This is a genomic window from Streptomyces manipurensis (genome assembly GCF_049570255.1).
Classification (GTDB): domain Bacteria; phylum Actinomycetota; class Actinomycetes; order Streptomycetales; family Streptomycetaceae; genus Streptomyces; species Streptomyces manipurensis.
On sequence record NZ_CP186950.1, the window covers coordinates 4,577,554 to 4,602,384 of the forward strand.

The 24,831-nt window shown below is 73.0% G+C and carries 20 protein-coding genes; 10 read left to right on the forward strand and 10 right to left on the reverse strand.

The window, feature by feature from the left end; all coding sequences use genetic code 11:
* Window positions 1–106: 106 nt before the first annotated feature.
* The 3 genes from ACPU2J_RS21325 to ACPU2J_RS21335 all read right to left on the reverse strand — a co-directional run bounded on the left by ACPU2J_RS21325 (window position 107) and on the right by ACPU2J_RS21335 (window position 3,190).
* Entirely contained in the window at window positions 107–1,753 is a 1,647-nt protein-coding gene (locus ACPU2J_RS21325; protein WP_420079808.1) for a phospho-sugar mutase, read from the reverse strand.
* Window positions 1,754–1,788: 35 nt separating this feature from the next.
* Window positions 1,789–2,595, reverse strand: a complete 807-nt coding sequence (locus ACPU2J_RS21330; RefSeq protein WP_360876639.1) for a purine-nucleoside phosphorylase — start codon at window positions 2,593–2,595, stop codon at window positions 1,789–1,791.
* Window positions 2,596–2,752: 157 nt separating this feature from the next.
* Window positions 2,753–3,190 carry a gamma-glutamylcyclotransferase gene (locus ACPU2J_RS21335; protein WP_030822886.1) on the reverse strand — a complete coding sequence of 146 codons (438 nt, stop codon included), beginning with the start codon at window positions 3,188–3,190 and terminating at the stop codon, window positions 2,753–2,755.
* A 198-nt stretch (window positions 3,191–3,388) separates the two neighbouring features.
* Here ACPU2J_RS21335 and ACPU2J_RS21340 point away from each other — a divergent pair, with 198 nt between their 5' ends.
* Together ACPU2J_RS21340 and ACPU2J_RS21345 are read left to right on the forward strand one after the other, a co-directional pair.
* Window positions 3,389–4,828 carry an NAD(P)H-quinone dehydrogenase gene (locus tag ACPU2J_RS21340; RefSeq protein ID WP_365069907.1) on the forward strand — a complete coding sequence of 480 codons (1,440 nt, stop codon included), beginning with the start codon at window positions 3,389–3,391 and terminating at the stop codon, window positions 4,826–4,828.
* A gap of 175 nt (window positions 4,829–5,003) precedes the next feature.
* On the forward strand, window positions 5,004–5,951 hold the full coding sequence (locus tag ACPU2J_RS21345) for a DeoR/GlpR family DNA-binding transcription regulator (RefSeq protein WP_361590809.1): 948 nt from the start codon (window positions 5,004–5,006) through the stop codon (window positions 5,949–5,951).
* 87 nt (window positions 5,952–6,038) lie between these two features.
* Here ACPU2J_RS21345 and ACPU2J_RS21350 read toward each other — a convergent pair whose 3' ends face one another.
* Together ACPU2J_RS21350 and ACPU2J_RS21355 are read right to left on the reverse strand one after the other, a co-directional pair.
* Window positions 6,039–10,010 carry a hypothetical protein gene (locus ACPU2J_RS21350; RefSeq protein ID WP_420079806.1) on the reverse strand — a complete coding sequence of 1,324 codons (3,972 nt, stop codon included), beginning with the start codon at window positions 10,008–10,010 and terminating at the stop codon, window positions 6,039–6,041.
* A gap of 230 nt (window positions 10,011–10,240) precedes the next feature.
* A complete protein-coding gene (locus tag ACPU2J_RS21355) occupies window positions 10,241–12,004 on the reverse strand; it encodes an acetyl/propionyl/methylcrotonyl-CoA carboxylase subunit alpha (protein WP_399815134.1) in 1,764 nt (587 codons plus the stop codon).
* A gap of 500 nt (window positions 12,005–12,504) precedes the next feature.
* On the opposite strand from ACPU2J_RS21355, the gene ACPU2J_RS21360 reads away from it, so the two are divergent.
* Window positions 12,505–12,981 (forward strand): hypothetical protein, encoded by a 477-nt coding sequence (locus tag ACPU2J_RS21360; RefSeq protein WP_423833823.1) that lies wholly within the window; start codon window positions 12,505–12,507, stop codon window positions 12,979–12,981.
* Here the strand turns inward: ACPU2J_RS21360 and ACPU2J_RS21365 are convergent.
* The 4 genes from ACPU2J_RS21365 to ACPU2J_RS21380 all read right to left on the reverse strand — a co-directional run bounded on the left by ACPU2J_RS21365 (window position 12,962) and on the right by ACPU2J_RS21380 (window position 15,876).
* On the reverse strand, window positions 12,962–13,591 hold the full coding sequence (locus tag ACPU2J_RS21365) for a Maf family protein (RefSeq protein ID WP_361590805.1): 630 nt from the start codon (window positions 13,589–13,591) through the stop codon (window positions 12,962–12,964). The two genes, ACPU2J_RS21360 and ACPU2J_RS21365, sit on opposite strands and share 20 nt — an antisense overlap.
* Before the next feature lie 69 nt (window positions 13,592–13,660).
* Entirely contained in the window at window positions 13,661–13,795 is a 135-nt protein-coding gene (gene mmpB, locus ACPU2J_RS21370; protein WP_257789492.1) for a morphogenic membrane protein MmpB, read from the reverse strand.
* A gap of 254 nt (window positions 13,796–14,049) precedes the next feature.
* On the reverse strand, window positions 14,050–14,259 hold the full coding sequence (locus ACPU2J_RS21375) for an acyl-CoA carboxylase epsilon subunit (RefSeq protein WP_399815139.1): 210 nt from the start codon (window positions 14,257–14,259) through the stop codon (window positions 14,050–14,052).
* 18 nt (window positions 14,260–14,277) lie between these two features.
* Window positions 14,278–15,876, reverse strand: a complete 1,599-nt coding sequence (locus ACPU2J_RS21380) for an acyl-CoA carboxylase subunit beta (protein WP_361590802.1) — start codon at window positions 15,874–15,876, stop codon at window positions 14,278–14,280.
* Between the two features lie 444 nt (window positions 15,877–16,320).
* Here ACPU2J_RS21380 and ACPU2J_RS21385 point away from each other — a divergent pair, with 444 nt between their 5' ends.
* The 5 genes from ACPU2J_RS21385 (at window position 16,321) to hutH (ending at window position 22,424) form a co-directional block, all read left to right on the forward strand.
* The gene (locus ACPU2J_RS21385) at window positions 16,321–17,184 is read left to right on the forward strand and encodes a biotin--[acetyl-CoA-carboxylase] ligase (protein WP_423833824.1); all 864 of its coding nucleotides are present in this window, start codon (window positions 16,321–16,323) and stop codon (window positions 17,182–17,184) included.
* A gap of 234 nt (window positions 17,185–17,418) precedes the next feature.
* Window positions 17,419–18,567, forward strand: coding sequence for an adenylate/guanylate cyclase domain-containing protein (locus ACPU2J_RS21390; RefSeq protein WP_365488829.1), 1,149 nt, complete (start codon window positions 17,419–17,421; stop codon window positions 18,565–18,567).
* A 201-nt stretch (window positions 18,568–18,768) separates the two neighbouring features.
* Window positions 18,769–19,566 carry an enoyl-CoA hydratase/isomerase family protein gene (locus ACPU2J_RS21395; protein WP_420079803.1) on the forward strand — a complete coding sequence of 266 codons (798 nt, stop codon included), beginning with the start codon at window positions 18,769–18,771 and terminating at the stop codon, window positions 19,564–19,566.
* A 94-nt stretch (window positions 19,567–19,660) separates the two neighbouring features.
* Window positions 19,661–20,776, forward strand: a complete 1,116-nt coding sequence (locus ACPU2J_RS21400) for a diguanylate cyclase domain-containing protein (protein WP_423833825.1) — start codon at window positions 19,661–19,663, stop codon at window positions 20,774–20,776.
* 106 nt (window positions 20,777–20,882) lie between these two features.
* Window positions 20,883–22,424 carry a histidine ammonia-lyase gene (gene hutH / locus ACPU2J_RS21405; protein ID WP_361590958.1) on the forward strand — a complete coding sequence of 514 codons (1,542 nt, stop codon included), beginning with the start codon at window positions 20,883–20,885 and terminating at the stop codon, window positions 22,422–22,424.
* Between the two features lie 77 nt (window positions 22,425–22,501).
* Here hutH and ACPU2J_RS21410 read toward each other — a convergent pair whose 3' ends face one another.
* A complete protein-coding gene (locus tag ACPU2J_RS21410) occupies window positions 22,502–22,813 on the reverse strand; it encodes a hypothetical protein (protein WP_361590793.1) in 312 nt (103 codons plus the stop codon).
* 107 nt (window positions 22,814–22,920) lie between these two features.
* Here ACPU2J_RS21410 and ACPU2J_RS21415 point away from each other — a divergent pair, with 107 nt between their 5' ends.
* Together ACPU2J_RS21415 and ACPU2J_RS21420 are read left to right on the forward strand one after the other, a co-directional pair.
* Complete coding sequence (locus ACPU2J_RS21415) at window positions 22,921–23,265, forward strand: hypothetical protein (protein WP_420079801.1); 345 nt, start codon at window positions 22,921–22,923, stop codon at window positions 23,263–23,265.
* Window positions 23,266–23,397: 132 nt separating this feature from the next.
* Window positions 23,398–24,669 carry a L,D-transpeptidase gene (locus tag ACPU2J_RS21420; protein WP_399815152.1) on the forward strand — a complete coding sequence of 424 codons (1,272 nt, stop codon included), beginning with the start codon at window positions 23,398–23,400 and terminating at the stop codon, window positions 24,667–24,669.
* Window positions 24,670–24,831: the final 162 nt, after the last annotated feature.

A 24,831-nucleotide genomic window follows, 5' to 3' on the forward strand; every position in this document is an offset into this window, starting at 1 on the left:
CCGGGCAGAGCCCGGGACATGTCGACGGCCCCCGAGCCAGGGGCTCGGGGGCCGTCGGGGCCGGACTCGCCGGACGGGGCGGGTCAGGCCGGTCCGTGCCGAAGGGTTACAGGCCCATCGCCGCCGCGAGGTCCTTCTTGATCGCGTCCAGGACCTCCTGGCCGGTCACCCGGGCCGCCGCCAGGTCGGAGGCGCCGGCCACCGGGACGACGACCTCCAGGTAGCACTTCAGCTTGGGCTCCGTGCCCGACGGGCGGCAGATCACCCGGGCCTTGTACGCACCGTCGAGGTAGTAGCGCAGGCCGTCCGTGGGCGGCAGCGACTCCGTGCCCTCGGCCAGGTCCTCCGCGGAGACCACCCGCAGGCCCGCCAGCGACGCCGGGGGCTCCGCGCGCAGCGCGGCCATCGCCGAGGCGATCACCGACAGGTCGGAGACGCGGACCGACAGCTGGTCGGTGGCGTGCAGGCCGTGGGCGACCGCCAGGTCGTCCAGCAGGTCGCTCAGTGTGCGGCCCTGCTCCTTCAGCTCCGAGGCCAGCTCGGCCACCAGCAGGGCGGCGGTGACGCCGTCCTTGTCGCGGACGCCCTCGGGGTCCACGCAGTAGCCGAGCGCCTCCTCGTAGCCGTAGCGCAGGCCCTCGACGCGGGCGATCCACTTGAAGCCCGTCAGGGTCTCCTCGTAGCCGACGCCCGCGGCCTCCGCGATCCGGCCCAGCAGGCTGGAGGACACGATCGACTCGGCGAAGACACCGGTCGCGCCCTTGCGGACGAGGTGCGCCGCCAGCAGCGCGCCGACCTCGTCGCCGCGCAGCATCCGCCAGCCGTCGGCGGTGGGGACGGCCACCGCGCAGCGGTCGGCGTCCGGGTCGTTCGCGATGACGATGTCCGGGCCGGCCTCGGCGGCCTTCGCGAAGGCCAGGTCCATCGCGCCCGGCTCCTCCGGGTTCGGGAACGCCACGGTCGGGAAGGCCGGGTCGGGCTCGGCCTGCTCGGCGACCAGGACCGGCTCGGGGAAGCCGTGCCGGGCGAAGGCCGCCAGCACGACGTCCTTGCCGACGCCGTGCATCGCCGTGTAGACGGTCCGCACGCCGCGCGGCCCGCCGGGGGTCAGGACGGCGTCCGTGCGGGCCAGGTAGGCCTCCAGCACCTCGTCGCCGAGGTCCTCCCAGCCGGATTCCGGGCGGGGGACCGAGGCGAGCGCGCCGACGCGGGCGATCTCCGCGGCGATCTCGGTGTCGGCCGGGGAGACGATCTGCGAGCCGTCGCCGAGGTAGACCTTGTAGCCGTTGTCCCGGGGCGGGTTGTGGCTCGCGGTCACCTCGACGCCGGCCACGGCGCCCAGGTGCCTTATGGCGTACGCGAGGACGGGCGTGGGCAGCGGGCGGGGCAGGACGGCCGCGCGCAGCCCGGCGCCGGTCATGACGGCCGCGGTGTCGCGGGCGAAGTCCGCCGACTTGTAGCGGGCGTCGTAGCCGACGACGACCAGGCCGCCGGCGTGGCCCTGGGCCTTCAGGTAGGCCGCGAGGCCCGCCGCGGCCCGGATGACCACGCTGCGGTTCATCCGCATCGGGCCCGCGCCGATCTCACCGCGCAGTCCGGCGGTGCCGAACTGCAGGGTGCCGGAGAACCGGTCGGCGAGCTCCGCCGTGTCGCCCGCGTCGAGGAGCGCGGCGAGCTCGGCCGCGGTCTCCGGGTCGGGGTCCTCCGCCAGCCAGGCCTGCGCCCGGGTGATCAGGTCGTCCTGTTCCTGCACTACTTCCGCCTTACCTCTCGTACGGTCCCGGGGCCTCAGATGCGGGCGAGGACCTGGGTCAGCAGCTTGCCCATGCGTGCGGCCGAGTCACGGCCGGCCTGGAGGACCTCTTCGTGGTTCAGCGGCTCGCCGGAGATGCCGGCCGCCAGGTTGGTGACCAGGGAGATGCCGAGCACCTCGGCGCCGGCCTCGCGGGCGGCGATGGCCTCCAGCACGGTGGACATGCCGACCAGGTCGGCGCCCATGACGCGGATCATGTTGATCTCGGCCGGGGTCTCGTAGTGCGGGCCGGGGAACTGGACGTAGACGCCCTCCTCCAGGGAGGGGTCGATGTCCTTGCACATCGCGCGCAGCTTCGGCGAGTACAGGTTCGTCAGGTCCACGAAGTTCGCGCCGATGATCGGCGAGGTGGCCGTCATGTTGATGTGGTCGCTGATCAGGACCGGCTGGCCGGGCTGCATGCCCTGGCGCAGACCGCCGCAGCCGTTGGTCAGCACGACGGTCTTGCAGCCGGCGGCGACGGCGGTGCGGACACCGTGGGCGACGGCGGCGACGCCGCGGCCCTCGTAGTAGTGGGTGCGGCCGAGGAAGACCAGCGCGCGCTTGTCGCCGATCTTGTACGAGCGGACCTTGCCGCCGTGTCCTTCGACGGCGGCCGGCGGGAAGCCGGGCAGCTCGGTGACGAGGAACTCGGCCTCGGGGGCGCCCAGGGCCTCGGCGGCGGGGGCCCAGCCGGAGCCCATGACGAGGGCGACATCGTGGGTCTCGGCGCCGGTGAGCTCCCGCAGGCGGGCTGCGGCGGCGTCGGCGGCGGCGGTGGGATCGGTAACAGATGCGTTCACGCAGACGAGCGTAGCCGCTCATTGCCTACGCGCGTAGATGGCACAGCTCACGGTGTTCGGATCGTTGCCTTGTCGGTTCTGCCCAAATGTCCGGCGGGACCGGCCGTGACCTGCGGCGATGTGGTCGTCCCCGAAGGCCGGACCGCCCCGCGGGAGGTCAGCAGGGGCGCTTGCGGAGCTCCATCACGTAGTCGTGCGGCGCCCCGGCGGACTCGGCGGCGTCCGCGATCTCGCCCAGGTAGCGCGCCGAGGGCAGGCCGCCCTCGTAACCGTTCAGCACGTAGCACCAGGCGGCTTCCTCGCCGTCCAGCGTGTGCACCCGGATCCGCATGCGCCGGTAGATGTCGAGGCCCACGCCCTCCCAGCGGTCCATCGAGTCCTCGTCCAGCGGGGCGATGTCGTAGAGGGCGACGAAGACCTGGTGCCGGGGCGCCTCGACGATCGTGGCGAGGGAGCCCTCCCAGCCCATCTGCTCGCCGCCGAAGGTCAGCCGCCAGTCGTTGATCCAGCCCGTGCCGCGCAGCGGCGAATGCGGGGCGCGGCGCGTCATCAGCCGCGGGTCGAGGTTGCCGGCGTACGCGGCGTAGAGCGACATGAGGTCGAGGGTACGGGAGGGGCGGCCGTGGAGGTGTGCCAGGCGGGGGTGCACCCGGACGGAGCCCCGGCGCGGGGACCGGGCGCGAAGCACCTTGAAGCGTGCGGGACAATGGAGCACGGAATGCATCCCCCGGGGAGACCCCCCGGACGCCGGCCGGGGCGGCAGCCGGCCGGGTAGACGTGAGGCGGACTTTTCGTGACCCGGATCGTGATCATCGGCGGCGGACCCGGCGGGTATGAGGCGGCGCTGGTAGGCGCCCAGCTCGGCGCGGAGGTGACCGTCGTGGACTGCGACGGCCTCGGCGGGGCCTCGGTCCTCACCGACTGCGTGCCCTCCAAGACCCTGATCGCGACCGCCGAGGTGATGACCACCTTCGACTCCTCCTACGAGGAGCTGGGGATCATCGTCGCCGACGACACCCCGCACGTCGAGCAGGCGGCGCGCGTGGTCGGCGTGGACCTCGGCAAGGTGAACCGGCGCGTGAAGCGCCTCGCGCTCGCCCAGTCGCACGACATCACCGCCTCCGTCACGCGAGCCGGCGCCAAGGTCATGCGCGGCCGCGGCAAGCTGGGCGGCCCGCAGGGCATCGACGGCACCCGGGACGTCATCGTCACCGCGGCCGACGGCACCGAGACGATCCTGACGGCGGACGCCGTCCTCATCGCCACCGGCGGCACCCCGCGCGAGATCCCCGACGCCCAGCCCGACGGCGAGCGCATCCTGAACTGGACGCAGGTCTACGACCTGGAGGAGCTCCCCGAGGAGCTCATCGTGGTCGGCTCCGGTGTCACCGGCGCCGAGTTCGCCGGCGCCTACCAGGCCCTCGGTTCCCGGGTGACCCTCGTGTCCTCCCGCGACCGGGTGCTGCCGGGCGAGGACCCCGACGCCGCCGCCGTCCTGGAGGACGTCTTCCGCCGCCGCGGCATGAACGTCGTGGGCCGCTCGCGCGCCGAGTCCGCCAAGCGGGTGGGCGACCGGGTCGAGGTCACCCTCTCGGACGGCCGGGTCCTCACGGGCAGCCACTGCCTGATGGCCGTCGGCGCGATCCCGAACACCGCGAACATGAACCTGGAGGAGTCCGGGGTCCGACTCAAGGACTCCGGGCACATCTGGACCGACAAGGTCTCGCGCACCTCCGCCCCGGGCGTGTACGCCGCGGGCGACGTCACGGGCGTCTTCGCGCTCGCCTCCGTCGCGGCCATGCAGGGCCGTATCGCGATGTACCACTTCCTGGGCGACGCGGTGGCCCCGCTCAACCTCAAGACGGTGTCCTCCAACGTCTTCACCGACCCCGAGATCGCCACCGTCGGCTACACGCAGGCGGACGTGGACGCGGGCAGGATCGACGCCCGTGTGGTGAAGCTCCCGCTGCTGCGCAACCCGCGGGCCAAGATGCAGGGCATCCGGGACGGCTTCGTGAAGCTGTTCTGCCGCCCGGGCACCGGCATCGTCGTCGGCGGCGTGGTCGTCTCCCCGCGGGCGAGCGAGCTGATCCATCCCATCTCGATCGCGGTCGACAACAACCTGACGGTCGAGCAGATCGCAAAAGCGTTCACCGTGTACCCCTCGCTGTCGGGTTCGATCGCGGAAGTCGCCCGCCAGCTCCACACCCGCAAGGCCGGCGAAGAGGCGTAGGCTCGGCCAACCGCCTTACTCTGCAAGGGGTTTGGGGCGGGGCGCCACTCGGTGGTGAGAAGTTCACGCAACCCTCGGGCTGCGTATACCACTAGTCGCCCCGCCGTATGGACAACTTCGGAATTCCGGCGCAAAGAGCTGAAAGCAGATGGTCGTTGGGGTTACTGTCAGTTTCGTGTTCGCTGCAGAACGTCGCCAATTGATCCTCGAAATGGTGCGGGCCAACGGAGCGGTGTCGCTCCGGGAGCTCGCCCGCGTCGTCCAGACCTCCGAAGTGACCGTACGGCGGGACGTGCGGGCGCTGGAGGCAGAAGGACTCCTGGACCGCCGACACGGCGGTGCGGTCTTGCCGGGCGGTTTCACGCGGGAGTCCGGCTTTCCGCAAAAGTCCCATCTCGCGACGGCGGAGAAGACCGCCATTGCCGATGTCGCGGCCGGCCTCGTCGAAGAGGGCGAGGCCGTCGTCGTCGGCGCGGGCACCACGACGCAGGAGCTGGCCCGTCGGCTCGCCCGCGTGCCCGGGCTGACCGTCGTCACCAACTCGCTGCTCGTCGCCCAGGCCCTGGCCCATGCCAACCGGGTCGAGGTCGTGATGACCGGCGGCACCCTGCGGGGCTCCAACTACGCCCTCGTGGGGAGCGGTGCCGAACAGTCCCTCCAGGGGCTGCGCGTCTCGCGCGCCTTCCTCTCCGGCAGCGGCCTGACCGCGGAGCGCGGGCTGTCCACGTCCAACATGCTGTCGGCGAGCGTCGACCGGGCGCTGGTGCAGGCCGCGGCCGAGGTGGTGGTCCTGGCGGACCACACGAAGCTCGGCACGGACACCATGTTCCAGACCGTGCCGACGGACGTGATGACCCGCCTCGTCACGGACGAGCCCCCGCCGCACGACGACCGGGCGGCCACGGAGCTCCAGGCGCTGGCCGACCAGGGAGTGCAGATCACCGTGGCGGGCGGGAACGCGGCAGGAGGGGTGGACGGGATGCAGGGTCGGCGCCCGCGCCGCGAATCCCCCCTGCCGGTCCAGCGCCGCGGCGGCCCTACGGCCCAGCTGCGGGCCGCGGGCATGATGCCGGAACCCCAGCAGGGCGAACGCGCCCGCGTGGCGGACATGCGCCGCCGCTGAGCCGGGAGCCGGAGCCGGAGCCGGAAGGAGTCTGCCGCGCCGCCCGTCATCGGGCGGCGCGGCAGACTCCTTGCGGACGGGGCCGGATCAGCCCACGAAGTAGCCGTTCAGGTCGGCGATGAGGTCGAGCGAGCCGGCCGCTCCGTAGAAGCTCACCTGACCGTCGACCACCGGGACGATGACCAGGTTGGAAACGGTCTGCCCGCGAAGGTAGTTGAGGTTCGACGCACCCGGTCGGGCCACTCCGTGCGGCCAGACCACGAGGTGGCTGTCCTCGGTGGGTGCGGTGACCGTGACGTTCAGGACCACGGCCGTCACACCGGTCGCCGGTACGCCGGCCACGCCCGCCACCTTGAGGTGGAGCGTGCCGCCGCTCCCCAGGGAGCCCGGGTGGCCGCCGAGGCCGGTCCGGGTGTCGAGGAGCCGGGTCGGTGCGGCCGCCGAGAAGGTGGATCCGGTCGCCGCGTAGTAGCCGGTGACGTCGGCGACGAGGTCGACCGATCCGGAGTTGTTGCGCAGGTCCACCTTGCCGTTGACCACCGGGACGGTGACCAGGTTGGGGACGATCTGCCCCGCGGTGAAGTTGAGGTTCGACACGCCCGGGGCCGCCTGGCCGTTGGGGTAGACGCTGACGTGCCCCGCCTCGGTCGGCATGACCGCAGTGACGTTCATGACCACGGCGGTGACCCCGCTGGCCGGGATCCCCTTCACGCCGGCGACCTGGAGGGTGACGACGCCGCCCGGCCCGACGCGCTGCTGCTTCGCGCCGGTGCCGTCCCGGGTGTCCAGGAACCGGGAGGGTGTGATCGGGTTCAGCGCGGACCCGGGGCCCTTGTCGGTGTAGTAGCCCGTCACGTCGGCGATGAGATCGACGGACCCGGCGTTGTTGCGCAGGTCCACCTTGCCGTTGACCACCGCGACGGTGACCAGGTTGGGCACGATCTGCCCGGCCGTGAAGTTGAGGTTCGACACCGACGGCCGCGCCTGGCCGTTCGGGTAGACCATCACGTGCCCCGCCTCGGTGGGCTGGACCGCGGTGACGTTCATGACCACGGCGGTGACCCCGGAGGCCGGGATCCCCTTCACGCCGCCGACCTGGAGGGTGACGACGCCGCCCGGCCCGACCCGCCCCTTCGGGGCGCCGGTGCCGTCCCGGGTGTCCAGGAAGCGGGAGGGGGCGATCGGCACGAAGCGGCCCTTGCCCGTGGTGTCCTCGGCGGTCACGGTGTACGCCTTGGGGAGGTAGCCCTGGGAGGGCACCCCGTCGGTGTGGCCCACCCCGTCGAGCACCACGTCGTACGCGCCGGGCTCCAGGCCGGCGGTGTCCACCCGCACCGTCAGCGCGGTGCGGTCGTCGCTGACGGAGACCGGGGTCAGGACCGGCTGCCTGTCGCTGCCGCTGCGGGCCAGCTTCACCTTCGTCTCCATGCGGAGCGAGGTGCCGCGCAGGACGGCCTGGGTCTGCGTCCCGGCCGGGCTGGTGGCCGGGCCGATCGAGGTGAACGTCTCGATGCCGGGGGCCCAGCACGTGCCGCAGACGGCGCGCACGCTGTAGACGGCCGGGGTGGCGACCCGCGCGGGGCTCAGGATGAGGACGGCCTCGGCGGCCTGCCCCTCACGGTCCACGCCGCACTCCGCGCTGAACTCGTTCCACCTCTGGCCGCACCGGTACGTGGGCGTCGCACTGTTCCACTCCGGCGCACTGTGCAGGCTCACCGCCGGGACCTCGCGGTTGGTGGTGTCGGTGATGCCCGTGACGTAGAAGGACTCGTCGGGCTTCATGTCGACCACGGCGCACAGTGCCGTGTTCGTCTGCGAGAACACGCCGTTGCGCAAGGGGAACCCGCCCACCGGGACGCGGTTGGCGGTGCACTCGGGGGCCCAGCCGGCGGCCGTGCCCACGCGCCACACGTCCAGGTCGCTGCGGACGGGCCGGTCCTCGTAGGCGAAGGGGGACAGGACCGCCGCGTAGGAGGTCGAGCCCGTCACCCGGCAGGCGACGCTGCGCAGCTGCGCGCACAGGACCCTGCCCTCGGCGTCGACGACGGTCAGCCACGTGGACGTGTCGGTGCTGGAGTAGCGCCCGGGCATGCGGTCGTTCAGCCAGAACCGGTCCGTCGCGGCGCCGCTGATCCGCAGGCACCGTGCGTCCAGGGTGGAGCGCAGTTCGACCGGGGTCGACGGGCCGCCGACCGTGCCCGCGGGCACGGGGGTGCACGCGGCCGTCGGCGAGAGGTCGCGACGGACCATCTTGAGGGTCGCGGCCTGATGGGGGAGGACCATCGCGACGTAGGGGACGCCGGGGGTGAGCCGGCAGCTGAGGGGTACGCCGCCGCTGCAGGCGGCGGCGCCGGTCGCGTCGACGACCTGGACCGTGCCGAGCCGGTCGTTGCTCCCGTCGACGAAGTCGATCATCTCGGCGGTGGAGTGCTGGTCGGCGGGGAGGCTCAGGCACGCCTGCGGGGCCGCGGTGACCTGGGCTCCCCAGGTCCCGTCGAAGCCGGTCCGCGGCCACGCGGCGCACCCGGTGTGCTCACCGGTGCGGTGGACGACGAGCCGGTAGGTCGAGGCCGGGGTGCCGTCGAGGACGACCCGGAACGGCGCGGTGCCGGTCAGCCTGCAGAGCGCGTACCGGTCGCCGTAGGGGCCGTTCATACGGCACTGCTCGGCGCCGGTCGCGTCCCTGACCACGGCCAGGAGGCCGTCCCTGGGGTTCTGGTTGAGCAGGTGGATGCCCTGGCCGGTCGCGGTCGGCAGGGTCAGGCAGAGCTGCTGGCCCTCTCCCGCGAACGTGCCGGAGGCCGGCCCGGCGGCCATGCCGTTGTCGTGGGTGGGGGTGCACCCGCGGGTCTCCCTGGAGGAGTGGAACTCCATGCCGAACGGGGTGGCGTCCAGGATCTGGTTGGTCTTGGTCCACGTGTAGTCGCCGGCGGCCAGTTCGCACGAGCCGAACGCACAGTCGTTGTTCACCCACTGCCCGGCGGACGACAGGAGCTGTCCCATCGGCGGGTAGTGGGACGCGGACGTGACGGGGCCGAAGGTGTAGCGGGTGGACTGCGGGGCCCGCAGGATGCGGCAGGGCACGGTGGAGTCCAGGCCGGGTGACGTACCGAAGGCCAGCGGCTCCACGACCGTGCAGCCCTCGGGGCGGGAGAGCCGCGCGAAGGAGAGGTCGTAGGAGGGGCCCGAGAGGTTGGTGACGGCGGCCCGGAAGGGCGCCGGTCCGGTGAGCGTGCAGTCGACGTGGCTGGTGCCGGTCTGCGGTGCGCACGGCACCGCGGTGCCGACGCCGTCGTAGACCGCCGTGGAGAAGATGCCGTTCGTGTGCATGCGGAGCACGTCGCCGGACGCCAGGTCCAGCGTGAAGCACTCGCCGACGGCGAGGGGCGCGACCGTCGCCCGGAAGCGGGTGGGTGCGCCGAGCGTGCGGTCACCCGCGCCCACGGTCCGGCAGGCGGAGGTGGAGAGCAGCGGGACGTACGACAGCGATACCTCGCCCCGCCGTTCGCCGTCGTTCCTGACGACCAGGGTGTAGGTGCCGGCCTTGGTGGTGGGGCACTCCCCGACGGCGCCGGACCGGCAGTTCACCGTGGTGCCGTCCGGGGCGACCAGCCGGACCGTCGTCCCGTTCTCGGCCGCGACGAACCGCAGCAGGACGAGATCGGCCCGCAGCGCCGGCGAGAGCGCCAGCGACGCGGTCGCGCCCTTGTCGAGGGAACAGGTCACCACGGTGTGCGGTGCGACGGTCGCGGGGCAGGCCCCGGGCACGTCGGCGGCCTCCAGCGCGCGGGCACCGGCCGCCCGGGCGGCGGCCTCGGGGTCCGGCGCGGCCGGCGCCTGCGGCCCGGCCTTCGCGGCCGGCGCCGGGCCCGGTTCGGCGGCGGGCGCGGCCGCGGCTGCCGGTGCGGGCGGCGCGGTCTGTCCGGGCGGGGCCGCGAGCGCGGTCGCGGACTGGCCCGTCAGGGAGGCGACGAGCGCGAGCAGCAGGGCCCCCGCGGCCAGGCCACGGCCTCCGGTACGTCTCCCGCGTCTTCTTCCGCGCGTCGGCATCACGCTCATGGACCCCCCAGTCGAGCCGGCCCGGTCCGTGGTCTTCACAGTGCTTCGGGCAGCGGGAGCTTAGCCTGACGGGCTCCGCGCCCGGCGACCGGTGGGGGGTGACGTCGCAGGTGGGGGCGTTGGTGCCGATTCGTACCGGCCGGGACGGCCGGCTCCGGCGGCCGCCCCGGAACGCCGCGAGGCCCCGCCCGGTCGGACCGGGCGGGGCCTCGTCGTGTGCGGGAGGGGCGTCAGTCCTTGATCTCGCAGATGGTGGCGCCCGAGGTGATCGAGGCGCCGACCTCGGCGGTGAGGCCGACCACCGTGCCGGAGCGGTGCGCGTTGAGCGGCTGCTCCATCTTCATGGCCTCCAGGACGACGACCAGGTCGCCCTCGTTGACCTGCTGGCCCTCCTCGACCGCGACCTTGACGATCGTGCCCTGCATCGGGGAGGCGAGCGTGTCGCCGGAGGCGGCCGGGCCGGACTTCTTGGCCGCGCGGCGCTTCGGCTTCGCGCCGCCCGCGGCGGCCGTGCGGGCCAGGGTCATGCCGAGGGAGGACGGCAGCGAGACCTCCAGGCGCTTGCCGCCGACCTCGACGACGACCGTCTCACGGCCCGGCTCGTCCTCGGTGTCCTCGGCGGCCGGGGCCGTGAAGGCCGGGATCTCGTTGACGAACTCGGTCTCGATCCAGCGGGTGTAGACCGTGAACGGGCTGCCGTCGGTGGGGGCGAACGCCGGGTCGGCGACGACCGCACGGTGGAAGGGGATGGCCGTGGCCATGCCCTCGACCTCGAACTCGGCGAGCGCGCGGGCGGCGCGCTGCAGCGCCTGCTCACGGGTGGCGCCGGTGACGATCAGCTTGGCCAGGAGGGAGTCCCAGGCGGGGCCGATGACCGAACCGGACTCGACGCCCGCGTCCAGCCGGACGCCGGGGCCGGTCGGCGCGACGAACTTGGTCACGGTGCCGGGCGCGGGCAGGAAGCCGCGGCCCGGGTCCTCGCCGTTGATGCGGAACTCGATGGAGTGGCCGCGCAGGACCGGGTCGCCGTAGCCGAGCTCCTCGCCGTCGGCGATGCGGAACATCTCGCGGACCAGGTCGATGCCGGCGACCTCTTCGGTGACCGGGTGCTCGACCTGGAGGCGGGTGTTGACCTCCAGGAAGGAGATCATGCCGTCGGCGGAGACGAGGAACTCGACGGTTCCGGCGCCGACGTATCCGGCCTCCTTCAGGATGGCCTTGGAGGCGGCGTACAGCTCCGCGTTCTGAGCCTCGGTCAGGAAGGGCGCGGGGGCCTCCTCCACGAGCTTCTGGTGGCGGCGCTGCAGGGAGCAGTCACGGGTGGAGACGACGACCACGTTACCGTGGGAGTCGGCCAGGCACTGGGTCTCGACGTGGCGCGGCTTGTCGAGGTAGCGCTCGACGAAGCACTCGCCCCGGCCGAAGGCGGCGACGGCCTCGCGGACGGCGGAGTCGTAGAGCTCCGGGACCTCTTCGAGGGTGCGCGCGACCTTCAGGCCGCGACCGCCGCCACCGAACGCCGCCTTGATGGCGATCGGCAGCCCGTGCTCCTTGGCGAAGGCGACGACCTCGTCGGCCCCGGAGACCGGGTCCGGCGTGCCGGCGACCAGCGGGGCACCGGCGCGCTGGGCGATGTGACGGGCGGCCACCTTGTCGCCGAGGTCGCGGATGGCCTGCGGCGGCGGGCCGATCCAGGTCAGGCCCGCGTCGAGCACGGCCTGGGCGAAGTCGGCGTTCTCGGACAGGAATCCGTAGCCGGGGTGGATGGCGTCCGCACCCGAGTCGGCGGCGGCCTGGAGGACCTTGGAGATGTCCAGGTAGCTGGCGGCCGGGGTGTCACCGCCCAACGCGAACGCTTCGTCGGCCGCGCGGACGTGCAGAGCGTCCCGGTCCGGGTCGGCGTAGACGGCTACGCTCGCGATCCCGGCGTCCCGGCAGGCCCGAGCAACGCGGACAGCGATTTCGCCACGGTTGGCGATGAGCACCTTGCGCACGATGGCTCCCTCCTTGAAACAAGCTGAGTTTAGGGACAGCCCACACGGCCTTTCGACCCTTCTCCAGTGGTGACCTTGCCCACACAGAGTGTGATGCGAGGCCTTCTCCACCGGAGAAACCCTTGTGGCGCCCCAGGTCAGGGGGATCCCCGACTGCACAGTAACCCCGTGGCACATCCGAGGTCTCTGTCTCCCGGGTCAGCGGCCCCGGGTGATTCTTTGTCGAGTCCCTACGAACGGCTCGCGGATTCTTTGCCGCCGTGCGAGGAGTTGTCCCCTTGTTTACTGATTGGTAGCTGCGTCGTCCCGCAGGGCGAACCGGGAGAACACCGTACCCACAGCCATGCGGCGCGCGGCCGCCCCTGCGGGGGGCAGCGCGCCGGGCGTGTCCTTCGTATGGCCGTGCGACGAGGGGTGTGCGCGATGTCTTGCCCGCCGCGCTACCCGTTAGTAGCCTCCAGGCGTCGAACGGGCGTATGACTTTCGGGGGGTGGGACGTCGTGCTGCGAAGACTCGTGGCCGGACTGGCCGCGATCGTGCTCGTCGCGGAAGCGGCCGTGCTCGTGCTCGTCCACCTCGTGCTGGGCCGGACGACGGCGAACCAGTCGATGTCCATCGCGGGCAGCGATCCGGACGTCATGTCCAAGGCGACCTACGCCATGGGCGCGGGCATGGGCGCCTTCCTGGTCCTGTGCGCCGTGCTCACCGCCGTGGCCGCGCTCGGCGACCGGCCCCCGGGCCGCCCCGCCCGCGTCCTGCTCGTCATCGCCGCCGTCGTCCACGCGGTCCTCGGCGTCGTCACCGTCGCCCTGGTCGGCTGGCCCGCCTTCGCGGCGACGATGCTGATCCTCTGCCTGCTGGTGCTGACCCTGACGCTCTACGCCGACGGGCGCGCCGGCCGGGACGGCGGCGGGAGCGGGGACGCCCCGCAGCCGCCGCCACCGCCCCACGGAGGGCTCAAGCCCACAAGTCCGTGATGGACACTCCCAGTTCGCCCAGCAGCGAGCGCAGCAGCGGCATGGACAGGCCGATCACGTTCCCGTGGTCCCCGTCGATGCCGTCGATGAACGGCGACGACAGCCCGTCCAGGGTGAACGCGCCCGCCACGTGCAGCGGTTCGCCGCTCGCCACGTACGCCGCGACCTCCGCGTCCGTCGGCTCGCCGAAGCGGACCGTCGTCGACGCCGTCGCCGAGACCTGGCGGCCCGTCACCGTGTCGATCACGCAGTGCCCCGTGCGCAGCACGCCCGCCCGGCCGCGCATCGCCTTCCAGCGGGCCGTGGCCTCGTCGGCGTCGGCCGGCTTGCCGAGCGCCTCGCCGTCCAGCTCCAGCACCGAGTCGCAGCCGATGACCAGGGCGCCCGCGGCCTCGTCCAGGGCCGCCACGACGGCCGCCTTCGCCTCGGCCAGCGCCAGGGCGAGCCCGGCCGGCTCCTCGTGCTCCAGGGTGTCCTCGTCGAAGCCGCTCACGATCACGTGCGGGGCGAGCCCGGCCTGCCGCAGCAGGTTCAGCCGGGCGGGGGAGGCGGAGGCGAGGACGAGCCTGCGCACGTCCGAGGGCTGAGGTGTGGCAGTCATGGGGGCCATCGTAGGGGCGCCGTCGCCGCCCCGGCGGACGGCCCCGGAACCGGCGGCACGACCGCGCGGGGCACAGTGCTAGAAGTGGCCCACGCCCAGTACGTAGACCACCACGAGCATGGCGAGGGCGAGCACCAGGCTCAGCCGCCGGATCATCGCCTGCGCGTCGCGCATGTCCTTCGGCGGCTCGTTCTTCGGGTCGGACCAGAGCATGCTCCGATCCTGGCCCCGGAGACGGCCGCGGCGCCTGAGTACGGGTACTCAGGCGCCGCGTTCCGTTCACACCAGGGCGGCTTGGTCGTGTCGTCGAAGTCCCGTCTGGTCGGCGGGGTCTGGCACGCACGCTCGCGGCGTTGTCGTCGGTCACCGACGCTCCGCGTCGACTCCCTCCTCCGCCTTGCGATCGCACGCACCAGACCCCGCCGACCCCGCCCTACGGGCGGCCGACGCCACTTCGACGAGACTCCCTAGCCGGGCCAGTACGTACGGCCCCAGGCCCGCGGCCCCGGCCGCGGCAGGCGGCGCCGGGCCACCCGGGCCGGAACCGACCACTCGTCCGCGACCCGCGGGGCGCCCGGCGCCGCCGCGGCCAGCGCCGCGGCGCGCGCCTGGACCACCGCCAGGGCGGCGGCCAGCTCCTCCGGGGTCGGGTTCCCCTTGACGACCTTGATCACCACAGAGACCTCCTGGAGGGGCTAGAGGGGGATGTTGCCGTGCTTCTTCGGCGGCAGGGACTCCCGCTTGGTGCGCAGCTGGCGCAGCCCCTTGACCACGTGGGCACGGGTCTCGGACGGCATGGTCACGGCGTCGATGTAGCCCCGCTCGGCGGCCGTGTACGGGTTGAGGAGCGCGTCCTCGTACTCGGTGATCAGGCGGGCCCGGACGGCCTCCAGGTCCTCGCCCGCGGCCTCCGCCTCGGCGAGGGTGCGCCGGTGCAGGATGTTCACCGCGCCCTGCGCGCCCATGACGGCGATCTGCGCGGTCGGCCAGGCCAGGTTGAGGTCCGCGCCGAGGTGCTTGGAGCCCATGACGTCGTAGGCGCCGCCGAAGGCCTTGCGGGTGATGACGGTGATCAGCGGCACGGTGGCCTCGGCGTACGCGTAGATGAGCTTCGCGCCGCGTCGGATGATCCCGTTGTACTCCTGGTCGGTGCCGGGGAGGAAGCCCGGGACGTCGACGAAGGTCAGCACCGGGACGTTGAAGGCGTCGCAGGTGCGGACGAACCGCGCCGCCTTCTCCGAGGCGTCGATGTCCAGGCAGCCGGCGAACTGCATCGGCTGGTTGGCGACGATGCCCACCGGGTGGCCCTCGACCCGGCCGAAGCCGGTGAGGATGTTCGGGGCGAACAGCGACTGGGTCTCCAGGAACTCCCCGTCGTCCAGCACGTGCTCGATCACCGTGTGCATGTCGTACGGCTGGTTCGCGCTGTCCGGGATGAGGACGTCGAGCTCGCGGTCGTACGCGGAGACCTCGGTGTCGGCGTCCTCCGGGAAGGACGGCGGCTCGGAGAGGTTGTTCGACGGCAGGTACGACAGGAGCGACTTCACGTACTCGATGGCGTCCTTCTCGTCGCCCGCCATGTGGTGCGCGACGCCGGACGTGCTGTTGTGCGTGCGCGCACCGCCGAGCTCCTCGAAGCCGACGTCCTCGCCGGTGACCGTCTTGATGACGTCCGGGCCGGTGATGAACATGTGCGAGGTCTGGTCGACCATCACCGTGAAGTCGGTGATGGCGGGGGAGTAGACGGCGCCGCCCGCACAGGGTCCGACGACCAGGCTGATCTGCGGGATCACGCCCGACGCGTGGACGTTGCGGCGGAAGATCTCGCCGTACATGCCCAGGGCGTTGACGCCCTCCTGGATGCGCGCGCCGCCGGAGTCGTTGATGCCGACGAGCGGGCAGCCGGTCTTCAGCGCGAAGTCCATGACCTTCATGATCTTCTGGCCGAAGGTCTCGCCGAGGGCGCCGCCGAAGACGGTGAAGTCCTGGGAGAACACGGCGACCGGGCGGCCGTCGACCGTTCCGTAGCCGGTGACGACGCCGTCGCCGTACGGGCGGGTCTTCTCCAGACCGAAGTTGGTGGACCGGTGCCGGGCGAACTCGTCCAGCTCGACGAAGGAACCCTCGTCCAGCAGCAGGGCCACCCGCTCACGAGCCGTCAGCTTGCCCTTGGCGTGCTGCTTCTCCACGGCCCGGGCGGAACCGGCGTGGGTGGCCTCGTCGATGCGGCGCTGCAGATCCGCGATCTTGCCCGCGGTGGTGTGCATGTCGATCGGCTCTGACGGATGTGACATCGGGGTCGCGGCTCCCTGCGTGGTGTCAACTGCCTGGTCAATTGATTGACTACTGCTGGCTACTGGTGCGTAGCGTATCGGCGGCCATGGCGCTCGGCAGTGCGGCGTTTGACACACCTGCATTGGGTTGCCTGGCCTCGCCGCCTTCCCTAAGGGGAAGGGGCGGCCGCCCTCGCCGGGCGGGCTGCGTGCCGTGTCGCGCGGCGCCGCGGCCGGGGGTCCCGCCCCTCCCAGTATGTGCCGCGGACCGGGCCGCGGCGCGGGCGGCGGCACGGGCGGCGGAAAGCCCGTTCGGCTCGTCCGCGCGTCGTCGGGGCGTCAACGGAAGCCGAATGCCCCCTTTACCGCAGAATTTCCCGGGGGCCGGGCGGCTAGGGTCGGTCGGCACCCGCACCCGGGCCGCCCGGGTCGGAAGATCACACACGGCGACAGAAGGATCCGGTCATGCCATCAGATGCCTCAGCAGGTGCCTCCTCCGGTCGCTGGTCGAGCCTGGACCGGCCTCCCCTCAACGCGGCCGCGCTGCAGCGGGCCCTCGTCACCGGGGACGGGCTGTGGAGCTCGGTCGAGGTGGTGGCCGCCACCGGGTCCACCAACACGGACCTCGCCGCGCGGGCGCCGCAGCTCCCCGAAGGGGCCGTGCTCGTCGCCGAGGAGCAGAACGCCGGCCGCGGCCGGCTCGACCGCAGCTGGGTCGCGCCCGCCCGGTCCGGGCTGTTCTTCTCCGTGCTGTTCAAGCCCGGCGAGAGCGTCCCGCAGGAGCACTGGGGATGGCTGACCCTCCTCGCGGGCGTGGCCACCGCGACCGGGCTGTCCCGGGCCGCGGGGGTCGACACCGCCCTCAAGTGGCCCAACGACCTCCTGGTCACCGTGGACGGCGAGGAGCGCAAGACGGGCGGCATCCTCGCCGAGCGCGTCGCGGACGGCGTCGTCGTCGGCATCGGGCTCAACGTCAGCCTGACCGAGGACGAGCTGCCGGTCCCCACCGCCGGCTCGCTCATCCTGGCCAAGGCCGCCGTCACCGACCGCGACCCGCTGTTGCGGGCCGTGCTGCGCTCCCTGGAGGAGTGGTACGGGAACTGGCGCGCGGCCGGCGGCGACCCCGCCGCCAGCGGTCTCCAGGAGACCTACGCGGCAGGCTGCGCGACCCTCGGCCGGCACGTGCGCGCCGAGCTGCCCGGCGGGCGCACCCTCACCGGAACGGCCGAAGCGGTCGACAGCGATGGCCGCCTGGTCATCCGTACCGCCGAGGGGACCCACGAGGCGGTGGGCGCGGGCGACGTGGTCCACCTGCGTTCGGTGCACTGAACCCCCTGCGGGGCCTGCGGAGGCCGGACGTCCGGCGAAATGAGCGGAAGGTGCCGTTTCGCCCGCGAACGGCCCCGTAGGGCGCTGCCGGCGGCGCCCCGGGTGGCCCGTCTCCGGGGGCGGGGAGGGGAGTGAGCTACGGCACACCTGCCGTATGGTTTAGGCGATCCCGGTGCTCGTGGTGATCAACCGGTTCGGCAGGGCACTGCGCACGGAATGGACAGGAGGCGGCCCTTGACCGTCGACGACTCTACTTCCGGCGCGTCCGCCGCGGGCCCCAGCGGTCCGGGGACCCCGATCGGGCGCGACCAGCACACTCCGCACCACGAGGTGGACCACACCGCCCACCCCACGGCCGACCCGCTCGCCATCCGGCTGGAGCAGCTGATCCTGGGCGCGGAGCGCCGCTACACGCCGTTCCAGGCCGCCCGCAGCGCCGGGGTGTCGATGGAGCTGGCCTCCCGCTTCTGGCGGGCCATGGGCTTCGCCGACATCGGCCAGGCCAGGGCCCTCACCGAGGCCGACGTCCTGGCCCTGCGCCGGCTTGCCGGCCTGGTGGAGGCCGGGCTGCTCTCCGAGCCGATGGCCGTGCAGGTGGCCCGGTCCACGGGGCAGACCACCGCGCGGCTCGCGGAGTGGCAGATCGACTCCTTCCTGGAAGGGCTGACGGAGCCGCCGGAGCCGGGCATGACCCGTACGGAGGTCACGTACCCGCTGGTGGAGCTGCTCCTGCCGGAGCTGGAGGAGTTCCTCGTCTACGTGTGGCGCCGCCAGCTGGCTGCCGCGACCGGGCGGGTCGTGCAGGTCGCGGACGACGAGGAGATGGTCGACCGGCGGCTCGCCGTGGGCTTCGCCGACCTGGTGGGCTTCACCCGGCTCACCCGCCGGCTGGAGGAGGAGGAGCTCGGCGAGCTGGTCGAGTCCTTCGAGACCACCGCGGCCGACCTGGTCGCCGCGCACGGCGGCCGGCTGATCAAGACCCTCGGCGACGAGGTGCTGTACTGCGCCGACGACGCGGCGACGGCGGCCGAGATCGCGCTGCGGCTCATCGAGACGATGGAGGCCGACGCGCAGATGCCCGAGCTGCGGGTCGGGATCGCCTTCGGCACGGTGACGACGCGCATGGGCGACGTCTTCGGCACCACGGTGAACCTCGCCAGTCGGCTGACCTCGATAGCGCCGAAGGACGCGGTGCTCGTCGACGGGGCGATGGCCGAGGAGCTGTCCCGCACCGGTGCCGCGCCGAAGTCGGAGAAGGAGGCGGAGGCGGAGCCCGACGAGGGCGCGGCCTACCGCTTCGCCCTCCAGCCGATGTGGCAGCGGCCCGTGCGCGGACTGGGCGTCGTGGAGCCCTGGTCGCTGACGCGCCGCAAGCGCCGCTGACCGCGCCGGACCGGCCGCGCGCCGATGCGCCCCCGCGCCGCCTCGTGCCGCCCTGCGCCGCCCTGCCCCGCCCCGCGGCGGGGGCGGGCCCGGCGGGCAGGTCACGAGCAGGGTGCGATGCGGCTCCGCCCGGTGCCCGGGCGGCCCGCCTGACCCTAAGATCCCGGGGTAACGTTCGTTAACCGGGAGGGTGAGGGTCCTATGGCGTCCGAGTTCGAGTCGGATTTCGTGACGGTGCGCCGCCACGAGGGCGGGGTCGCGGAGCTGGTCCTGGACCGCCCCAAGGCGATGAACGCGGTGTCCACCGCGATGGCCCGCGACATCGGCGCGGCCTGCGCGGCCCTCGCCGCGGACCGTTCCGCGCGGGTGGTCGTGCTCTCCTCCGCCGCGGAGCGGGCCTTCTGCGTGGGGGCCGACCTCAAGGAGCGCAACGCGCTGTCGGACGCCGAGCTGGTGCGCCAGCGGCCGACCACGCGCGGGGCGTACGGCGGGGTGCTGGAGCTGCCGATGCCGACGGTCGCGGCCGTGCACGGCTTCGCCCTCGGCGGCGGCTTCGAGCTGGCCCTCGCCTGCGACGTGATCGTCGCCGACGAGACCGCCGTGGTCGGTCTGCCCGAGGTCTCGGTGGGCGTGATCCCGGGCGGTGGCGGCACGCAGCTGCTGCCCCGCCGCGTGGGCGCGGCCCGCGCGGCCGAGCTGATCTTCACGGCCCGCCGGGTGGAGGCGGCCGAGGCGCTCTCCCTGGGCCTGGTGGACTCCGTGGTGCCGACGGGCCGGGACACCTCCGAGGCCCTCGCCCTGGCGGCCCGGATGGCGGCTAACTCCCCGGTGGGCCTGCGGGCGGCCAAGCGGGCGCTGCGGCTGGGGCACGGCATGGACCTGGCGGCCGGCCTGGAGATCGAGGACGCGGCCTGGCGCACGGTGGCCTTCTCCGGCGACCGTGCGGAGGGCGTGGCGGCGTTCAACGAGAAGCGCAGGCCGAACTGGCCGGGTGAGTAGACCGGCGGCCTCCCCGCTACCTCGGGTGGTCCGGTCGGCACCGAAAGTCGCGCCGATTATCCCTAAATCGGACGAAAGTCCCTAATCTGGGGTGATGGGAGTCGACGGGCGGTTGCGAGCCGTGGTGGGCCTGGCACAGGCGATGGCCGCGGCGGGCACGCCGCGCGACAGCGTGCGGGCCGCGGCGCGGGGCGCGCGCCTGGCGATGGACGGCTCGTTCGCCGCGATCTCCGCCTGGGAGCGGGAGCGGGGCTGCCTGCGCGTGCTGGTCAACGAGGGCGAGCGGCGCGCGGGGGAGGAGGAGTTCCCCGAGGACGAGTCCTACCCGGTGCACGACTTCCCCGAGATCACCGAGTTCCTGCACGAGCGGTGGGCGGGCGGCTGTGGTCCGCACGCCTGGGTCGAGAGTGCCGTCGGCGACCGCCCCGGGCGGCGCGGGGAGGCCCTGCGCCGCCGCGGCCGCGGTACGTGCGTGGTCGCGCCCGTGGTGCTCAGCGGGCGGGCGTGGGGCGAGCTGTACGTCGCCCGGGACGAGGGCCTGCCCGACTTCGACGAGGACGACGCGGAGTTCGCCGCCGTCCTCGCCGCCGTGGTGGCGGCGGGGCTCGCCCAGAACGAACGGCTGGAGGAGGCGCGCCGGCTCGCCTTCACCGACCCGCTGACCGGCCTCGCGAACCGCCGGGCCGTGGACATGCGGCTCGACGGGGCGCTGGAGGAGCACCGGCGCACCGGCGTGGTCGTCAGTCTGGTCGTCTGCGACCTCAACGGCCTCAAGAAGGTCAACGACACCCTCGGGCACGCCATGGGGGACCGGCTGCTGGAGCGCTTCGGGTCGGTGCTGAGCCTGTGCGGGGCCATGCTCCCCGGCGCCCTGGTGGCCCGTCTGGGCGGGGACGAGTTCTGTCTGGTCGGGGTCGGCCCGCCCGCCGACGAGGTCGTCCGGGTCAGCGAGGAGCTGTGCAGCCGTGCGGCCGAGCTGGAGCTCGGCGAAGGAGTGGCCTGCGGGGTGGCCTCCACCGGGGACCCGATCGGGCCGGTGAAGTCCTCGCGGCGGCTGTTCCGGCTCGCGGACGCCGCCCAGTACAAGGCCAAGGCCGCCCGTTCGGCCCGGCCGGTGGTGGCCGGGCGGGACACCGCCGTGGTCCCGCTCGCCGACGCCGCCGCGCAGGAGGCGCACGGGGAGCGGCGGCGCTTCCGCGGCCGTCGGTGATCCCCGTCCCCGGCCTGCGTCCGTAAGGGGTCCCGTAGCGGCGCGATCGTGACGGAACCAGCTAGTGACATGAAGCGATTCAATCCGTAGGGTGCTGAATATGGATATGCACACTGTCGTGGTGGGGACGTCCGGGACCACCGCAGAGGACGTCATCGCCGTTGCCCGCGGCAACGCACGGGTCGAGCTGTCCGGCGAGGCGCTCGAAGCGCTCGCCCGCGCCCGCGGGATCGTCGACGCGCTGGCCGCCAAGCCCGAACCCGTCTACGGGGTGTCCACCGGGTTCGGCGCCCTCGCCTCCCGGCACATCAGTCCCGAGCTGCGCGCCCAGCTCCAGCGCAACATCGTCCGCTCGCACGCCGCCGGCATGGGCCCGCGCGTGGAGCGGGAGGTCGTCCGCGCGCTGATGTTCCTCCGCCTCAAGACCGTCGCCTCCGGCCACACCGGTGTGCGCCCCTCCGTCGCGCAGACCATGGCCGACGTGCTCAACGCCGGGATCACCCCCGTCGTCCACGAGTACGGCTCCCTCGGCTGCTCCGGCGACCTCGCCCCGCTGTCCCACTGCGCGCTCGCGCTCATGGGCGAGGGCGACGCCGAGGGCCCCGACGGCACCGTGCGCCCCGCCGGCGAGCTGCTCGCCGAGCACGGCATCGAGCCGGTCGAGCTCCGCGAGAAGGAGGGCCTCGCCCTCCTCAACGGCACCGACGGCATGCTCGGCATGCTGGTCATGGCCCTCGCCGACCTCGACAGGCTCTACAAGTCGGCCGACATCACCGCCGCCCTCACCCTGGAAGCCCTCCTCGGCACCGAGAAGGTCCTCCAGCCCGAGCTGCACGCCATTCGCCCGCACCCCGGCCAGAGCGCCTCCGCCGCCAACATGGCCGCCGTCCTGAAGGGCTCCGGGCTGACCGGGCACTTCCAGGAGGAGTCCGCCCCGCGCGTCCAGGACGCCTACTCCGTGCGCTGCGCCCCGCAGGTCGCCGGCGCCGGCCGCGACACCATGGCGCACGCCGCCCTGGTGGCCTCCCGCGAACTGGCGGCCGCCGTGGACAACCCGGTCGTGCTGCCCGACGGGCGCGTGGAGTCCAACGGCAACTTCCACGGCGCACCCGTGGCCTACGTCCTGGACTTCCTCGCCATCGCCGCCGCCGACCTCGGCTCCATCGCCGAGCGCCGCACCGACCGCCTGCTCGACAAGAACCGCAGCCACGGCCTGCCGCCCTTCCTCGCGGACGACGCCGGCGTCGACTCGGGCCTGATGATCGCCCAGTACACGCAGGCCGCCCTGGTCAGCGAGATGAAGCGGCTCGCCGTCCCGGCCTCGGCCGACTCCATCCCCTCCTCCGCCATGCAGGAGGACCACGTCTCGATGGGCTGGTCGGCCGCCCGCAAGCTGCGGACCGCCGTCGACAACCTGACCCGGATCATCGCCGTCGAGCTGTACGCGGCCACCCGCGCCATCGAGCTGCGCCACGGCCTGACCGCGGCGCCCGCCAGCCTCGCCGCGATCGCCGCGGCCCGTGAGGCCGGCGTGCAGGGTCCCGGGCCGGATCGTTTCCTCGCCCCCGACCTGGCGGCCGCGGACGCGTACGTCCGCAGCGGCGGCCTCGTCGCCGCCGTGGAGCAGGTGACGGGCCCGCTGGCCTGACCCCGCGCACCGCGCACGCCGAAGGGCCGCCCCGGGATCCGCTCCCGGGGCGGCCCTTCGGCCTTCGGCGGCTCCGCCTACGCGGAGGGGGAGCGGCGTACCGAGAAGGCCACGGCGGCGGCCCCGACGCCGAGGAAGAGCGTGCCGCCCAGGACGTAGGGCGTGGTGTCGACGGAGCCGGTGTCGGCCAGCAGCAGCGGCTCGGCGCGGGTGCCCGCCTGCAGGGCGACCGTCCCGGTGCCCGGGCCGGAGGCGTTCGCGCCGGCGGGTACACCGGACGGTCCCTCCTCGGCCCCGGGCGAGGTGGCCCCCGCCGAGGGCACGAACCACAGGGCGGCGAGGAGGGTGGTCGCTCCGAGAGCGGTGAGCAGCGGTCGGCGTGCGGACACGGTGCGATCCCCCTTGTGGCAGCAGCGAATTGGCCGTGTGCGGTGATGCTACGGAAAGGGGCGGGTCGTGGGAAAGTCGAGGCTCCCGCGGGCTTACTCTCCGTCGTATGAACCCTTCTGAGACATCACGGTATGTACGGCTTCGGGTGGATCTGGTGCTGGAGGTGCCCGACGCCCGGGCACTGACCGGAGCCGCCCTCGCCCACATCAAGGCCGACGAGTTCATGCCGGACGAGGAGCGCAGCCACGCCGAGGCCGCCGTCCGCGAGGACGAGTCCGAGGCCCTGGCCTATCTGGTCGACCCCACCGACCTGGTCGCGGAGATCCCCGGAGTGGAGCTCGCACAGGCCTCCTGGAGCAGCGAGCCCGTCGAATACGACCCCGAGTCGATGGAGTGGGACCTCGACGAGGAAGATGGGGAGTTCGACGAAGAAGAACCCGGCAACGCCTGACCGTGTGGTCGCCCACATCCCGACGGAATGTGGAACCGGCCCGCGCCGTTATCGCGTTGTCAGGACCAGGGAGGGGGCCGGCCCCCTCCCGGGCCAACCCCGGGGACGGCAGCCCCGGGGTTCCCGGCAACGATGGAGTGGCGTGTGAGGACGGACAGCAAGCGGCGGAGAAGGTCCCTGGCGGCCATATCCGTCGTGCTCGGCGGCGTACTGGTGCTCTCGGCGTGCAGCGACGAGGGCGGCGGGGACCCGAAGGGCAACGGGGAGGCCAGCAAGTCCCAGGCGGACGTGGACGCGGCAGCGGCCAAGGACACGTCGAAGGCCAAGATAACCATCACGCCGAAGGACGGCGCGACCAACGTCGGCCTCAACGATGCGGCGAACGTGACCGTCACCGACGGCACGCTCACCCAGGTCGAACTGAAGAGCAGCGAGGGCACGGCCGTGGCCGGCGACCTGGCCGCCGACGGCAAGAGCTGGAAGCCCAAGGGGGCCCTGAAGCGCTCCACGAAGTACGCCCTCTCGGCGACCGCGAAGGACGCCGACGGCAAGGAGGCGCACGAGAACGCCTCCTTCACGACCGTCTCCCCCGAGAACAGCTTCGTGGCCTCGTTCGTGCCCGAGGACGGGCAGACCGTCGGCGTCGGCATGCCGGTCTCGATCACCTTCAACAAGGCGATCAAGGACAAGAAGGCCGTCCAGGCGGGCATCACGGTCTCCTCCAGCAGCGGCCAGGAGGTCGTCGGCCACTGGTTCAGCGCCCAGCGCCTGGACTTCCGCCCCGAGCAGTACTGGCAGGCCGGCTCCACCGTCACGCTGAAGCTGGCGCTGGAGGGCGTCCAGGGCGCCCCGGGCGTCCAGGGGGTCCAGAGCAAGACCGTCACCTTCAAGATCGGCCGCAGCCAGGTCTCGACGGTCGACGCGAAGACGAAGAAGATGACGGTCACCCGTGACGGGGCGGTCCTCAAGACCATCCCGATCTCCGCGGGCGCCCCGGCCAACCCGACGTACAACGGCCAGATGGTGATCTCCGAGAAGTTCAAGGAGACCCGGATGAACGGCGCCACCGTCGGCTTCACCGACGCCGACGGCAAGGGCGAGTACGACATCAAGGACGTCCCGCACGCCATGCGGCTGTCGACCTCCGGCACCTTCCTCCACGGCAACTACTGGGGCGCGGACTCGATCTTCGGCAGCGCCAACACCAGCCACGGCTGTATCGGCCTGAACGACGTCAAGGGCGCGGGCGACCCGAACCAGCCGGCCGCCTGGTTCTACGACAACTCGCTCATCGGCGACGTCGTCACCGTGGTCAACTCCCCGGACAAGACCATCAAGCCGGACAACGGCCTCAACGGCTGGAACATGAACTGGGCGGAGTGGAAGGCCGGCTCGGCCGCGTAACCCACGCGCGGCCCCCGGGCCGCTCCCGCAGGACCCGCACCGACGGCGGGGAACCCTCCCGGGGTTCCCCGCCGTCGGCGTTGCGGGCGGCCGCCCGGCAGCAGCGGCGTGTCGCGGCCACGTGGCCGAAAACGCCCGGGCAGCCGGCCGGGAGCCGGTCTA

What these genes read in the sequence shown, in the direction of transcription:
- ACPU2J_RS21335 (WP_030822886.1), bottom strand. Translation starts at nt 3,190, where the DNA reads ATGTCGCTCTACGCCGCGTACGCCGGCAACCTCGACCCGCGGCTGATG.
- ACPU2J_RS21350 (WP_420079806.1), bottom strand. Translation starts at nt 10,010, where the DNA reads ATGAGCGTGATGCCGACGCGCGGAAGAAGACGCGGGAGACGTACCGGA.
- ACPU2J_RS21365 (WP_361590805.1), bottom strand. Translation starts at nt 13,591, where the DNA reads ATGGCCCCCATGACTGCCACACCTCAGCCCTCGGACGTGCGCAGGCTC.
- mmpB (WP_257789492.1), bottom strand. Translation starts at nt 13,795, where the DNA reads ATGCTCTGGTCCGACCCGAAGAACGAGCCGCCGAAGGACATGCGCGAC.
- ACPU2J_RS21380 (WP_361590802.1), bottom strand. Translation starts at nt 15,876, where the DNA reads ATGTCACATCCGTCAGAGCCGATCGACATGCACACCACCGCGGGCAAG.
- ACPU2J_RS21385 (WP_423833824.1), top strand. Translation starts at nt 16,321, where the DNA reads ATGCCATCAGATGCCTCAGCAGGTGCCTCCTCCGGTCGCTGGTCGAGC.
- ACPU2J_RS21395 (WP_420079803.1), top strand. Translation starts at nt 18,769, where the DNA reads ATGGCGTCCGAGTTCGAGTCGGATTTCGTGACGGTGCGCCGCCACGAG.
- ACPU2J_RS21400 (WP_423833825.1), top strand. Translation starts at nt 19,661, where the DNA reads ATGGGAGTCGACGGGCGGTTGCGAGCCGTGGTGGGCCTGGCACAGGCG.
- hutH (WP_361590958.1), top strand. Translation starts at nt 20,883, where the DNA reads ATGCACACTGTCGTGGTGGGGACGTCCGGGACCACCGCAGAGGACGTC.
- ACPU2J_RS21415 (WP_420079801.1), top strand. Translation starts at nt 22,921, where the DNA reads ATGAACCCTTCTGAGACATCACGGTATGTACGGCTTCGGGTGGATCTG.
- ACPU2J_RS21420 (WP_399815152.1), top strand. Translation starts at nt 23,398, where the DNA reads ATGGAGTGGCGTGTGAGGACGGACAGCAAGCGGCGGAGAAGGTCCCTG.